Origin of the sequence: Myxococcus sp. CA051A (genome assembly GCF_013336705.1) — a bacterium.
Lineage (GTDB): Bacteria > Myxococcota > Myxococcia > Myxococcales > Myxococcaceae > Myxococcus > Myxococcus llanfairpwllgwyngyllgogerychwyrndrobwllllantysiliogogogochensis.
In genome coordinates this window covers 299,472-312,662 of the sequence record NZ_JABUMS010000008.1, presented here as the reverse complement: position 1 = coordinate 312,662, position 13,191 = coordinate 299,472, and the positions used below count along the sequence as shown (strand labels likewise).

The window sequence follows — 13,191 nt, the reverse complement described above, 5'->3', positions numbered from 1 at the left end:
ACTCGATGAGGGGCCAGCGCATGATGAAGCCCGGGATGATGATGTTGTTGGCGTGGGCGCTCGGCGCCGTGCTCGCACAGGGATGCGCGGGCAGTCAGGCGACGGTTCCCCTACGGACAGGGAGCGAGACGAACATGACGAAGCGTGTACAAGGGCCTTTTGACGTCAAGGTGAAGCCCATGGCCCCGGATGAGGGCTCGGCGGCGTCGCCCATCGGACGGCTGTCCATCGACAAGCGGTACCACGGCGAGCTGGAGGGCACGGGGGTGGGGCAGATGCTCGCGACGATGGATGACGGCAAGTCGGGCGCCTATGTCGCGATGGAGCGCGTCACCGGAAGCCTCCAGGGGCGCAAGGGCAGCTTCTCCATCCATCACACCGGGCGCATGACGCGCGGCGCGTCCGAGCTCACCATCCTCGTCGTCCCCGACTCTGGAACGGACGAACTCAAGGGGCTCTCCGGCTCGATGCAGATTCACATCGACGACAAGGGCGCCCACAGCTACGTGTTCGAGTACACGCTCCCCGACTCGCCGTGAGCGTCCCACCTGGAGCCGGGCATTCCTGCTCCCCGGCTCCCCGGCTCCGGTGAAAGGCGCCAGGCCCGAGGCGCGCAGGTCCGCTCAGCGCAGGACGGAGCGCCCCGCCTTCAGCTCCTGATGGAGCGACTCGCCGAGGACGAGCTGTCCGTCCTCGCTGAGGACGTGGCTTTGGAGCACCGTCTCGAAGCCGCCAATGACGGCCTCCGGCTTCACCTCCCGCCACGTCTCGTCGTCGGAGATGAGCGCGCCCACGTCGAGCGCGCCGAACTCCACCTGGTGGCCATCCTCGATGAACACCTTCGCGCTGAGCTTCCCGCTCACGCCCAGCGTGTCCATGTCGAACGAGTTGGCGTAGAGCACGTTCTGCACCTCGAGGTTGCCCGTCACCCGCACCTCCGAGCCGCAGACCATGTCCCGCGCGCGCAGGTTCCCCATGACGTAGAGCTTGGAGAAGTCGTCCTCGTTGTAGAACTGGTCCGCGAGGCAGCCCGTCACGGTCAGGTTCCCCACGACGATGATGACGTCATTGGGCTCCAGCTCGAAGTCACCCTCGAACGTGAGGTCCCCCTGGCGCAGCGCGAACTGGAGGTGCTCGTCGTCTTCGCTGAAAGGCGTCTCGAGGAGGCTCTCGAGAATCATGTTCGCGCGGGCGCTGTCGATGGGGTCGAAGGAGTCAGCCATGCGAGGCACTCTAACGAGCGCCCCCGGGGCCTCAAGCACCGCGGGCCTCCTCGTTCTCCGGGGCCCGGGCGAATGCTGGAGATTCAGCGCTTACTCGCTTCGCAGGGCCACTTGCGGATCCACCCGTGTGGCCCGGTGCGCGGGCAGCCAGGTGGCCAGCAGGGCCACGACGGCCACCAGCAGCGACAGCGAGCCGAAGACGACGGGGTCCGTGGCGCTGACGCCGAACAGCAGGCTGGACAACACGCGCGTCAATCCCCAGGCGCCCACCAGTCCCAGCGCGACGCCTCCGAGCGCCAGCCGCAGGCCCTGGCTCAGCACCATGCGCAGCACGTCCGAGGGCCGCGCGCCCAGCGCCATGCGGATGCCAATCTCCCGCGTGCGCTGACGCGCCGTGTACGCCATGACGCCGGACAGGCCCACGCTGGCGAGCAGCAGCGACAGGACGGCGAACACCGCCACGAGCATGGACACGAAGCGAGGCCGCGCGGTGGACTCCGTCACGCGTTGCTCCATCGTCCGCGTCACGCCCACGGGCAGGTCCTTGTCCAGCGACGCCACGGTGGAGCGCACCGAGGCGGCCAGCGCCATGGGGTCGCCTTCCGTCCTCGCGACGAAGGACATGAGGAACAGCGAGCGCTGGAGCGCGGGCAGATATGCCTCCGGTCGGGTCTCCTGGGTCGGCCCGTCGTACCGCACGTCACCCACCACGCCCACCACGGTGAGCCAGGGCGTGCTCGCATCACCCACGCGCACGCGTTGCCCCACCGCGTCCGTCCCCGGGAAGTGGAGCCGCGCGGCCGTCTCGTTCAGCACCACCACTGGCTGTGACTCACGGGTGTCGGTGCTCGTCACGTCCCGCCCCTGGCGCACGGGGATGCCCAGCGACTCGAAGTAGCCGGGCGTGACGACCTGGAAGCCCACGCTCGAGCGCTCCTCGGGAGTCGCGGGCGCGCGTCCCTCCACTTCCAGGCCGAACCAGATGTCGGCACCCCCCAGCGGGAGGTCCGTCACCGCGCCAGCGCTCCGGATGCCGGGAAGCATCGACACGTGCTCCACCACCTGCTGGAAGAAGGCGCCCTGTCGCGCCTCGTCCGGGTACTTCTCCTTCGGCAGCGCCAGGGTCCACGTGAGCACGGACTCCTGGCGGAAGCCTGGGTCCACGTCCTGGAGTCGCCACAGGCTGCGCAGCAACAGTCCCGCGCCAATGAGCAGCACCACCGCCAGCGCCACCTCGCCCACGACGAGCGCGCCGCGCGAGCGACCGCCTCCCACGAGCTTGCCGCCCGCCGCCTGTCGCAACACGCCATCGAGGTCCGGCCGCGAGGCCTGGAGCGCGGGCAACAGGCCGAAGAGGATGCCGGTGCCCAGCGACATGCTCAGCGCGAAGGCCAGCACCCGGGCGTCCACGCGAACCTCGTCGAGCCGGGGCAGCTCCGCCGGTATCAGGCTCAGCAGGACGTCCATGCTCCACACCGCGACAATCAGCCCCAGCGCGCCCGCGAGCAGGCCCAGCAGCACGCTCTCCGTGAGGAGCTGCCGAATCATCCGCCCGCGCCCCGCGCCGAGCGCCGCGCGCACCGTCATCTCCTGTCGCCGCGCCGCCGCGCGCACCAGGAAGAGGTTGGCCACGTTCGCGCAGGCGATGGCCATCACGAGCCCCACCGCGGCCAGCAGCACCCACAGCACCGGCCGCACGTCGCCGAGAATCTGCTCGCGCAAGGGCACCAGGGTGATGCCGGAGTGGACGTTGCTCGCGGGGTACTCCTGCTCCAGTCGCTGGGCGATGGCGCCCATCGCCGCGCTCGCGCGCTCCATCGTCACGCCGGGCTTCAGCCGCCCGAGCACGCGCAGGTACGTGGTGCTTCGGGACTGACTGAGGTCCAGCGTCCCATCCGAGCCGAGCTGCGGGATGTCGTGCGAGGGCGCGGGAATCCACAGCTCGGGCGCATCCGCGGGCGCGGAGGTCTTCGGTCCGATGTTGGGCAGGGTGAAGCGCTCCGGCATCACCCCGACGACCTGGTAGTCGCGGTCCTCGAGGCGCACGTCCCGGCCGATGATGCGCGGGTCCGCGCCGAAGCGGCGCTGCCACAGTCCGTGGCTCAGCACCACGACGTGGCGAGGCCCCGTCTCCTCGGCGACGGGTTGGAACGCGCTGCCCAGGGCCGCTCGCACGCCGAGCACCTGGAAGTAGTTGGCGGACACGCTGGCGCCGCGCAGGCGCTCGGGCGCTCCGTCCCCGGACAGGCTGACGCCGATGTGGGAGAACGCCGCGAGCTCCTCGAACACGTCGCCTTGTGCACGCCAGTCGAGGAAGTTGGCGGGCGCCACGGTCCACCGAGGCTGGCTCGGCAGCCGGGTCCAGGCCAGCACCAGCCGGTCCTGCTCGGGGAAGGGCAGGGGCGACAGCAGCACCGCGTTGACCACGCTGAAGATGGCCGTGTTGGCCGCGATGCTCAGCGCCAGCGTGAGCACCGCGACGACGGTGAACGCCCGGTGCTTGGCGAGCATCCTCACTGCGAGGCGAAGGTCTTGGGTGATGTCGGACAAGGCCCCTCCGGGGGCGAAGGCGGTGGCCCAGCCTCCGAAGCAAGGCTCGCGCCATCCCTCTACCAGGGCGTGTCGAGTGACGCCCCGGAGTTGTCTCGGGTCGGGTTGCCCGTCCCTGGGAAGTGGCTTCCCATTTCTGGAACGCCGCTCAGGGGAAGCGCACCTGGCACTCCGGGCGCGTGTGCTTGAAGGCGTCGACCTCTTCCGAGGGCAGGCAGGTGAGCGAGACGTCGAGGGACTTGAGGTTCGGTATCCGTGACACCCACGCTGGGAGCGTGGTGATGGGCGTGGCCTTGAGGCTGAGAGCGCTCAAGCGCGGGAGCCGTCCAATCCACTCCGGAACGACGCGAAGTCCCGTGCGGTCCAGGGTGAGTGACTCGAGGTTCTGGAGTTGTTCCAGCTCGGGAGGAAGGGCGTCCAGCCCCTTGTTCCAGGACAGGTCGAGCTGTGTGAGCTGCGTGAGCCGGGCCAGCGCGGGGGACACTCGCGTCAGCTGCGCGTCCATGAGGGTCAGTTGCTCCAGCGCGGTGAACTCCCGGACCATGTCCGGTAGCACGCCCAACCGCCGCTCCTGGAGCAGGATGGACCGGGTGTCCCGAGGGAACGTGCCGAGGATGTCGGCGGCGGCTTGCTCCTGGATTCGCGCGGACACTTCTCCGTGTGACTCCTGCTCCAGGCCGAGCGGGTCTCCCAGTCCCTTGGGGGCACCACGGCGAGGCGGCTTCGCCACGGCCTTGCTCAGGGGGGCGAGCTTCTTGGCGAGCCAGGGCGTGAAGGGACCCAGCTCGCGCAGGGGCAGGCTGTCCTCGACCTCCCAGACGACGAGCGAGTCGTCGTGCTCGCTCTTGCCGAAGCAGTAGCCATTGACGTCATGGAGGTCCTCGGACGCGAACATCAGGAAGCGGTAGGCGTGATGGCCCGCCTCTCGTTCCTCGCGCACCTGGGTCCACGAGCGTTCCGGTACGCCCATGCCTTGGGACGCCTGGACGCGCCAGCGCGGCGGAAGGAATGCCAGCGCCTTCTTTCCGGTGGTGACCCAGCGAAAGCCCAGCGCCTCGGTGAAGCGCTGATACGCCTCCGGGAGCATGCCCGTCGTGTCGGGGGCCTGCTCGAAGGTCATGTGCAGTGGCTCCAGGTCCGCCGGGTACTGCCCCACCGCGTCCTGGCCCAACGTGTCCCGGAGCTGTTGCTCCAAGGCTTGCCAGGTCACCTCGGGCGCGACGGCGGGAGCCGCGGACGTCTTCTTCGAAGTGGCACGAGGGGCGGCGGTCTTCTTTTGCGCCATGGGGTCCTGGCTCGGTGGTGGCCCCGATTCCCTACCGCCCCGTCAGCGGGCCAGCAAGGGCGCTGGAGAGGAGAGCCCCGCGATGGTGAGATGCCGAAGAAAGCTGACACTCCCCTGTCATCTCCGGGGGACATGGTCCCAGCCTCGACTCGCATCTCCGGAGAGACCTTCATGAGCGCGCCCACTTCCCAGAAGTCACCTGACGCAGGAGCCGGTCCGCGAGGGCCCGCTGTCGCGCGGGAGCCCGCGCTCGCGGCGCGCGTGGACGCGGGCATCGACTGGGCGCTCGCGCAAAAGCGCATCGTGGGCACCGTCGTGATGGTCGCCAGGAATGGCAAGGAAATCTATCGACGCGCGGCGGGCTTCTTCGACCGTGAAGCCGGTACGCCCATGCGCGACGACGCGCTGTTCCGGCTGGCGTCCCTGACGAAGCAGTACGTGTCCGTGGCGGCGATGGCGTTGCTGGAGCAGGGCGTGCTGCGGCTCGAGGACCCCGTGACGCGGTGGATTCCGAGCTTCCGCCCGAAGCTGGAGGACGGGAGCGAGCCCGTCATCACCGTGCGCCACCTGATGACGCACACGGCGGGGCTGACGTACTCCATCATGGAGTCCGAGGATGGGCCGTACCACCGAGCGAACGTCTCCTCGGGCCTGGACCAGCCGGGCCTCTCCATGGAGGAGAACCTGCGCCGGATTGTCTCCGTGCCGCTGTCCTATGTGCCTGGGACGCGCTGGGGCTACTCGGTCGCCACGGATGTGCTGGGAGAGGTCCTCGCCCGCGCCGCGGATGCGACGCTGCCCCAACTCGTGGAGCAGCTCGTCACCGGACCGCTGGGCTTGAAGGACACGGGCTTTCACGTGGTGGACACTGCGCGGCTCGCGACGCCGTACGGTGACGGAAAGCCGGAGCCGGTGCGCATGGGGAAGGAGCACTGGGTGAGCTGCGTGCCCAGCAACGTGCCCTTCGTGCCCGACCGCGTCTTCGATGCGCGCTCCTTCGCGGCGGGAGGCTCCAGCATGGTGGGCACGGCGGAGGACTTCCTGACGCTGTTGGAGGTGCTGCGCACCGGCGGCACGCCCGTGTTGAAGTCGAGCACGGTGGAGGCGTTCGCGACGGAGAGCGTGGGCGTGGAGGCCGCGACGCTGGCCCCTGGCTGGGGCTTCGGGCTGGGCATGGGCGTGCTCGTGGACCCAGGTCTGGCCCGCAGCCCTCAGCCGAAGGGCACGTGGCAGTGGATGGGCGCGTATGGGCACACGTGGTTCGTGGACCCGGTGAACCAGTTCACCATCGTCGCGCTGACGAACACCGCGTTCGAGGGCATGTTCGGTGCCTTCCCGAAGGTGGTGCGCGACGCCGTCTATGGCGTCACGCGGTGAGCGCCCGGCTCAGCGCAGGAAGCGGGTGAGGACCGCGAAGTCGTCCTTCCCGTGTCCCGCCTTCAGGGCCGCCTGGATGAGCGCATCCATGGCCCGGGGGATGCCGTCGTGGATGCCGCGCTCCTTGCACAGGTCCAGCAGGTGCTGGAACGCGACGTTGTGGGTCTCCAGCGTCGCCAGGGTCTCCTCGTCGGCGCCCAGCGAGTTCCGCTGGATGCGGGCGAACACGTCCGCCACGGCGCCATCCACGACGGGGGCGAGGGCCTTGTCGAACGTCGCCAACGTCTCGAGCGGGAGCTTCTCCGCGCGGCAGATGGCCACGGCCTGCAGCACGCCGAACAGGGAACCCCACATGTGGACGAGCAGCGCGCTGTCGAGCGCGGATGCATGGCCCACGTTCTCGCCCACGTGCCGCGGGTTGCCTCCGAGCGCGAGCAGCGTGGGCCGGTGTTTCTCGAACAGCGCCGAGGGGCCCGCGTACAGGAGCGTTCCCTCGGGCTGGCCGATGAAGTCCGGCGTGCCCATGATGGCGCCGTCCAGGTAGTCGATGCCGTGCCGAGCCGCCCAGTCCGCCTGCTCGCGCGCGAGGGCAGGGGAGCCGGACGTCAACTGCACGAGCAGCTTGCCGCGCAGCGCCCGGGTCACCTCGTCCTGACGGAGCAGGTGGTCGCTGGTGTCGTAGTCATTCACGTTCACCACGACGATGTCGGCGGCGTGCACCGCGTCCCGCACGCTCTCCGCGATGCGAGCGCCCAGCGCGGCCAGGGGCTCACACCGGGCCCGCGTGCGATTCCAGACCGTCGTCACATGTCCGCTTCGAAGAAACGCCTTGATGAGCGCGGAGCCCATGCGGCCCGCGCCGATGACACTGATGTTGGGCTTCATGTTCGTGTGTCTCCTGTATCGAATCAGAACTGCGAGAGGCCGCCGTCGACGGGCAGCTCCGCGCCGGTGGTGAACGTCGCCTCGAAACCGAGGAACAGCGCCGCACGCGCCACTTCGTCGGCGGAGCCGATGCGCTTCATGGGCGTGATTTCCTCGCCCTCCTTCTCGAAGGCCGCCACCTCCTCGGGCGTGGCGCCGGTGACACCCAACGTCGGCGTCCGGGTGAAGCCGGGGCTCAGCGCGTTGACGCGGATGCCTCGGGGCAGAAGCTCCACGCCGAGCACGCGGACGAAGGCGCGGACCGCCGCCTTCGCGCCCGCGTAGGCGCTCATGCCCGGTGCACCCAGTTCGTCCGCCACGGAGGTGGTGAAGACGAACGCCCCGCCTTCGCGGACGTGAGGCGCCAGCCGCTGCGCGGCGAAGAACGCGCCCTTGGTGTTGATGCCGAAGGTCTCGTCGTACTCGGCCTCCGACACCTGGTCGAAGGGGCGCAACTTCGAGTAGCCCGCGTTGATGAGGACGAAGTCGACCGAGCCCAGCTTCTCCTTCACGAGCGAGGCCAGCACGTCGATATCGCGCAGGCTCGCGGTGTCGGAGCGCACCACGTGCGCCCGCGGCCCCAGCTCCTTGCGTGCCGCGTCCAGCCCCTGCTCGTTGCGCCCGGTGAGCAGCACCTCCGCGCCCTCCGCGAGCAACGCCTTCACCGTCGCGAGACCGATGCCCGCGGTTCCCCCGGTCACCACCGCTTTCTTCCCTGAATACCTGCCCATGTGCATGACTCCGGACGCCTGGCTGGAGGCGTGGCCGCGCGGCGAGCGCCACCGGACGGCCACGTCGTGTTGGATGTGGGAAAGGAATACCGACGGCCCCCGCGCGGGTCGCGCACGCGCGGATGATTCGGGAGCACGAAAAGCCGGTGGCCCCTATATTCGGGCGCCATGAGCGAGCACGCGCGACGAACTCCTCGAATCAGCCTCGGTGTCGAGATGCGCGTGACGGCCGTGGGTGACTTTCTGCACGCCGCCAGCGCGGACCACTTCATCAGCATCCATTCCGGCAACCCCGTCCGGGTGGCCTGTCACTCCAGCCGCATCCGCTCACTGCGCACGCGGGGCGACCTCAGCCTGATGCCCGCCGGCGTGTCGGACACCTGGGTGGAGGACGACGCGAGCACGGCGGTGGACCTGCGACTGCCCCACTCGCTCTTGCGGATGGCCGCCGAGGACATGGGCCTGGACCCGGACCGGGTGGGGCTGGAATCGCGCCACCACTTCCGCGACGAGCAGATTGAGCACATCGCCTGGGCACTGGAGGCGGAGTCTCGCGCGGACTTCCCCAACGGGCTGCTCTACCGGGAGAGCCTGGGGCTGGCGCTCGCGGCGCGACTGCTGGCCCGGTACCGGACCCAGGCCGAGGCGCGCGGCGGGCTCCCCGCGTCCCAGCTCCAGCGAGTCACGGACTACGTGGAGTCGCACCTGGAGGAAGACCTCTCCCTCGCGAGCCTGGCGCGCGTGGCGGGTGTCAGCGCGTCGCACTTCAAGACGCTCTTCAAGCGCTCCACGGGACTGCCCGTCCACGAGTATGTGATTCAACGGAGGGTGGAGCGGGCCCGCACCCTGTTGCTGCGCGGTGGGCTGCCCACGGGGCAGGTCGCGCTGGAGGCGGGCTTCTCCCACCAGAGCCACATGTCCCGGTGCATGCGCCGGGTCCTGGGAGTGACACCGGGCGCCATCGTCCGCTCGCGCGCGTGATTCCACGTTGCCCGTGAGGTGAGGCGCGGCGTAGAGCCGGGTCCACCATGTCAGAGACGCCCACCACGCAACTGCTCGCCTTGTTCCAGGCGAACGACCTCCACTTCGACTCCGCCGAGGACGCCTGGGCGCGAGCCAGGGGGGCCAGCCAGGCCATGGTGACGGCCTGGCTGGAGCACCAGGGCCTGGGCTCCAAGGACAATCCGGGGCGTCAGAAGGCACAGGGGGAGTTGCTCGACCTCCTGCGTCAGGCCCGGCAGGCGGGGGGCCTCGCGGAAACCTGACATACACCTGTCACTGGCAGGGTTCATAACTCCCTCCATCAACACGCCGCACCGAGGAGAACCCACCATGAGCGAGACCGCCCCCCAGAAGTCCCCCACCTTCAAGAAGTACGTCGGCGGCTGTCACTGCGGCGCCGTGCGCTTCGAGGCCGAGTTCGACCTCGCGGAGCCGGTGAACCGCTGCAACTGCACCGTCTGCACCAAGGTGGGAACGACGACGACCTCCATGCCCCCCAGCGCCTTCCGCGTTCTCCAGGGTGAGAGCGAGACGGGCGAGTACCGGGTGGGTGACAGCCAGAACTACCGCCGCTTCTGCAAGCACTGCGGCATCCAGTGCTACGGCGGAGGCTTCGTCGAGGAGATGGGCGGCCACTTCCGCTCCATCAACCTGGGCTGCCTCGACGGCGTGGACGTCTCCAAGCTCACCGTCCAGTACTGGGATGGCCGCTACAACAACTGGGAGGCCGGCCCGAGCAACCAGCCGTGGCCGCTTCGCCCCACCGCCTGATTCGCCACCACCCCTGTGTCGCCCACGCGGAGGGCGACACGCCTGGCCCCCGGAGTCATCGGCGGGCCACCGCCTCCTCGAGTCCGCGCAGGATGACCTCCAGGCTGCGTCGGAACTCCTCTTCCGGTGTGATGCGCCGCGCGCGCTGCGCGGTCTCCCGGAGGAGCGGATACGTGGACGCATCCAGCTCCGCGAGCGCGGCCGTGCCGTCGCCGGAGAGCGAGCCCAGGTGCGACAGCTGGACGGCTCCGAACACGTAGCTCACCAGCGTGCGGAACGCGATGACCCGCGCCGAGCCGTCGAAGCCTCCCTCCGTCAGCAGGCCCAGGAGCGCCTCACCCCACGCCAGCGTGCCCTCCGTGGAGTGGCGGCGCGTGAGCAGCAGGGGCGCGACGGCGGGATGTTGGACGACCGCCTCCCGCACGCGCGTCATCAGCCCCATCACCCGGGTCGTCCACCGCGCGCTCGACGACGGGGCGGGGAGCTCGATGTCGCGCATCACCGTGTCGACCACCAGCGACTCCAGCGCCTCGCGGCCCTCCACGTAGCGATACAGCGACATGGTGCCCATGCCGAGCGCGCTCGCCACGGAGCGCATGGTCAACGCGTCCAGCCCCTCCCGGTCGATGACGGTGAGCGCGGCGGAGGCGATGGCTGACGGAGTGAGCGAGCGGGGACGGGGCATTCGATTGACAGCGTAAGGGGCACCTTCTTAGTTTAGGAGTACAACGTACGCCTACGCTGGAGGAAGAGATGTCCGCGCGAACGGAAGGCCGGAAGTGGTCCGTGGGGGAGCGGTTCACCGCGAGGGAGCTGGAGACTGTTTCTGGAGGGACGGTCCGCATCCCCGAGCCGGGGATGACGGTGCACCTCCAGTTCCGGCGCTTCGCCGGGTGCCCCATCTGCCACCTGCACCTGCGCTCCTTCGCGCGACGCCACGAGGAGCTGAAGGCGGTGGGGGTGCGGGAGGTCGTCGTCTTCCACTCGAGCGCGGAGGAGCTGCGCACCTATGAGGGGGCCCTCCCGTTCGCCCTCGTGGGTGATCCTCGACGACGCCTCTATCGGGAGTACGGCGTGGAGGCCGCGCCCCGGGCGCTCCTGGACCCTCGGGTCTGGGGCGGGCTCCTCCGGGCGCTCATCAACGGCTTCGGGGACTTCTTCACCGGGCGGCATCCGGCCCCACCGGTGCTCCCGGCGGGAGGGCGGCTGGGGCTGCCCGCGGACTTCCTCATTGGAAGTGAGGGGGAAATACTGGCCGTGAAGTACGGCGAGCACGCGGACGACCAGTGGTCCGTGGACGAGCTGCTGGCCCAGGTCCGCCCCGCTCCCACGCGCCTCCAGCCCGTCCCAGTGCAGTGATTCCAGGGGGTTGGACGCATCGACGGGAAGTGTGTGCGGTTTCCTCTTACGGAGACACAACCCGGGCTCGCAGGAATCGAGAATACCTACGCAAGCCGTACTTCAACCTCTGGGCACCCCCACCATGAAGATTCGCGCCGACCTCCCGAAGCTTCCCGTCACGCGTCCCGCTGACTCCCGGCCCGTCACCGCGGAGGTGAAGAACAAGGCCGTGGGCTTCGCCGAGGGCTCCACGTTCGAGGCGCCGGTGCGTCCCGCGCAGGTGAAGCCGGCCGCGCCGCTGGCCCCGCCGGTGAAGTCCGGTCCCGTGGCCCTGGACAGCGAGTCGAGCAAGGCCGCCATCCAGACGACGGTGGACTACCTCCAGAAGCAGGGCGCGCCCACCGTGTCGCAGCTGCTGGCCGGCAGGCCGGGCGTCAACGCCACGGACTTCGCGCCGCGCGCGGTGGAGCAGGACGACCTGGGCATGACGCACGTGCGCATGGACCGCAAGAGCGAGGGCGTCCCCGTCTTTGGTGAGCAGGTGGTCAGCCACCTGACGCGCGAGGGCAAGGTCGACAGCGTCACCGGCGACGTGTCCACCATCCCCGCGGGCCTGGGCAAGAGCCCCACGAAGCTGAGCGCGCAGGACGCGCTGTCCGTGGCCCAGAAGGAGTTCGGCGGCGCGACGGACCGCAAGCCCGTCTCCGAGCGCGTCATCTTCAAGGATGCCAGCGGCGAGTACCGCGCGGCGTACCACGTGGAGATGAGCAACACGACGGACGTGGGCCCGGGCAAGGACCCGCGCCGCATGCACTACCTGGTCGACGCGAACACCGGCAAGGTGATGGAGCAGTACAACCAGATGGGCGGCGTGGGTCACCACGCTCACGGCGCGGGCCCCGCGCACGCCCGGCCCTCCCTCGCGGGCACCACCGAGCCGACGACGCCCACCGGGCCGTCGACGGAGCCCACGGCGAGCAAGGCGGACGACACCACCCAGTACAGCGGCAAGGTGGAGATCGGCAGCACGAAGAACGCGGACGGCACGTTCACGCTGGAGGACACCTCGCGCGGCGGGGGTGTGCTGACGCGTGACGCGCTCAACCGCAACCCGGATGACCCGAGGCAGGACGGCGTCCACGCCCCCGTCACCGACGCCAACAACGTCTGGGGCGAGGCGACCGACTCCGCGCGCACCAAGGACGCGGTGGACGCGCAGTACGGCGCGCAGGCGACGTACGACTTCTACAAGGAAGTGCTCGGCCGCGACTCCATCGACGGCAAGGGCGAGAAGCTCATCTCCGACGTGCACGTGGGCAACGACTTCGCCAACGCCTTCTGGGATGGCGAGAAGATGAACTACGGCGATGGCGACGGCGACCAGTTCGGCTCGCTCACCACACTGGACATCGCGGGCCACGAAATCACCCACGGTCTGACTGAGCGCACCGCGGGCCTCGAGTACCGCAACGAGTCGGGCGCCCTCAACGAGGCGTTCAGCGACATCATGGGCGTGGGCGTGGAGTGGCACGCGAGCCAGAAGAACGACGCGGTCAAGTTCGACTGGACGGTGGGCGAGGACACGTTCACCCCGAACAACGGCGACCCCACCGACGGCCTGCGTGACTTGAGCAACCCGTCCAGCGACGGCATGTCGCCGGACCACTACTCCAAGCGCTACAAGGGCTCGCAGGACAACGGCGGCGTGCACATCAACTCGGGCATCGCCAACAACGCCTTCTTCCTGCTGTCCGAGGGCGGCAAGAACCGCACCTCCAACGTCGAGGTGAAGGACGGCATCGGCATCGAGAAGGGCCTGAAGATCTACTCCCGCGCCCTGAGCTTCTACATGACGCCGCAGACCAACTTCGCCCAGGCGAAGGAGGCAACGCTCAAGGCGGCGCAGGACCTCTACGGCAAGGACTCCGTCGAGGCCGCGAAGGTGCTGGAGAGCTGGGCCGCGGTGGGCGTGAAGTAGCCGTCCGCT

The 13,191-nt window shown here is 69.4% G+C and carries 13 protein-coding genes; 7 read left to right on the top strand and 6 right to left on the bottom strand.

Annotated elements, in window-relative coordinates; translation table 11 throughout:
* Positions 1 to 20: 20 nt before the first annotated feature.
* Positions 21 to 539, top strand: a complete 519-nt coding sequence (locus HUA74_RS24205; RefSeq protein WP_254625215.1) for a DUF3224 domain-containing protein — start codon at positions 21 to 23, stop codon at positions 537 to 539.
* 84 nt (positions 540 to 623) lie between these two features.
* Here the strand turns inward: HUA74_RS24205 and HUA74_RS24200 are convergent, their stop codons facing one another.
* The 3 genes from HUA74_RS24200 to HUA74_RS45850 all read right to left on the bottom strand — a co-directional run bounded on the left by HUA74_RS24200 (position 624) and on the right by HUA74_RS45850 (position 5,058).
* The gene (locus tag HUA74_RS24200; protein WP_174456445.1) at positions 624 to 1,223 is read right to left on the bottom strand and encodes a hypothetical protein; all 600 of its coding nucleotides are present in this window, start codon (positions 1,221 to 1,223) and stop codon (positions 624 to 626) included.
* A 90-nt stretch (positions 1,224 to 1,313) separates the two neighbouring features.
* Positions 1,314 to 3,773 (bottom strand): ABC transporter permease, encoded by a 2,460-nt coding sequence (locus HUA74_RS24195; RefSeq protein ID WP_174456444.1) that lies wholly within the window; start codon positions 3,771 to 3,773, stop codon positions 1,314 to 1,316.
* 148 nt (positions 3,774 to 3,921) lie between these two features.
* A complete protein-coding gene (locus HUA74_RS45850; protein ID WP_246137278.1) occupies positions 3,922 to 5,058 on the bottom strand; it encodes a leucine-rich repeat domain-containing protein in 1,137 nt (378 codons plus the stop codon).
* 171 nt (positions 5,059 to 5,229) lie between these two features.
* Here HUA74_RS45850 and HUA74_RS24185 point away from each other — a divergent pair, with 171 nt between their 5' ends.
* Positions 5,230 to 6,435 (top strand): serine hydrolase, encoded by a 1,206-nt coding sequence (locus HUA74_RS24185; protein WP_174456443.1) that lies wholly within the window; start codon positions 5,230 to 5,232, stop codon positions 6,433 to 6,435.
* Between the two features lie 9 nt (positions 6,436 to 6,444).
* On the opposite strand, the gene HUA74_RS24180 is transcribed toward HUA74_RS24185, so the two are convergent.
* Together HUA74_RS24180 and HUA74_RS24175 are read right to left on the bottom strand one after the other, a co-directional pair.
* Positions 6,445 to 7,320, bottom strand: a complete 876-nt coding sequence (locus HUA74_RS24180; protein WP_174456442.1) for an NAD(P)-dependent oxidoreductase — start codon at positions 7,318 to 7,320, stop codon at positions 6,445 to 6,447.
* A gap of 23 nt (positions 7,321 to 7,343) precedes the next feature.
* A complete protein-coding gene (locus HUA74_RS24175; protein WP_174456441.1) occupies positions 7,344 to 8,090 on the bottom strand; it encodes an SDR family oxidoreductase in 747 nt (248 codons plus the stop codon).
* Between the two features lie 168 nt (positions 8,091 to 8,258).
* Between HUA74_RS24175 and HUA74_RS24170 the strand changes: the two genes are divergently transcribed.
* The 3 genes from HUA74_RS24170 to HUA74_RS24160 all read left to right on the top strand — a co-directional run bounded on the left by HUA74_RS24170 (position 8,259) and on the right by HUA74_RS24160 (position 9,863).
* Positions 8,259 to 9,071, top strand: a complete 813-nt coding sequence (locus tag HUA74_RS24170; RefSeq protein WP_174456440.1) for an AraC family transcriptional regulator — start codon at positions 8,259 to 8,261, stop codon at positions 9,069 to 9,071.
* A gap of 47 nt (positions 9,072 to 9,118) precedes the next feature.
* Positions 9,119 to 9,355: a hypothetical protein gene (locus HUA74_RS24165; protein ID WP_174456439.1), complete on the top strand. Its 237-nt coding sequence runs from the start codon at positions 9,119 to 9,121 to the stop codon at positions 9,353 to 9,355.
* Between the two features lie 67 nt (positions 9,356 to 9,422).
* Positions 9,423 to 9,863, top strand: a complete 441-nt coding sequence (locus HUA74_RS24160) for a GFA family protein (protein ID WP_174456438.1) — start codon at positions 9,423 to 9,425, stop codon at positions 9,861 to 9,863.
* 55 nt (positions 9,864 to 9,918) lie between these two features.
* Here HUA74_RS24160 and HUA74_RS24155 read toward each other — a convergent pair whose 3' ends face one another.
* On the bottom strand, positions 9,919 to 10,548 hold the full coding sequence (locus HUA74_RS24155; RefSeq protein WP_174456437.1) for a TetR/AcrR family transcriptional regulator C-terminal domain-containing protein: 630 nt from the start codon (positions 10,546 to 10,548) through the stop codon (positions 9,919 to 9,921).
* Positions 10,549 to 10,616: 68 nt separating this feature from the next.
* Between HUA74_RS24155 and HUA74_RS24150 the strand changes: the two genes are divergently transcribed.
* Together HUA74_RS24150 and HUA74_RS24145 are read left to right on the top strand one after the other, a co-directional pair.
* Positions 10,617 to 11,222 carry a peroxiredoxin-like family protein gene (locus HUA74_RS24150; protein WP_174456436.1) on the top strand — a complete coding sequence of 202 codons (606 nt, stop codon included), beginning with the start codon at positions 10,617 to 10,619 and terminating at the stop codon, positions 11,220 to 11,222.
* Positions 11,223 to 11,346: 124 nt separating this feature from the next.
* A complete protein-coding gene (locus tag HUA74_RS24145) occupies positions 11,347 to 13,182 on the top strand; it encodes a M4 family metallopeptidase (RefSeq protein ID WP_174456435.1) in 1,836 nt (611 codons plus the stop codon).
* Positions 13,183 to 13,191: the final 9 nt, after the last annotated feature.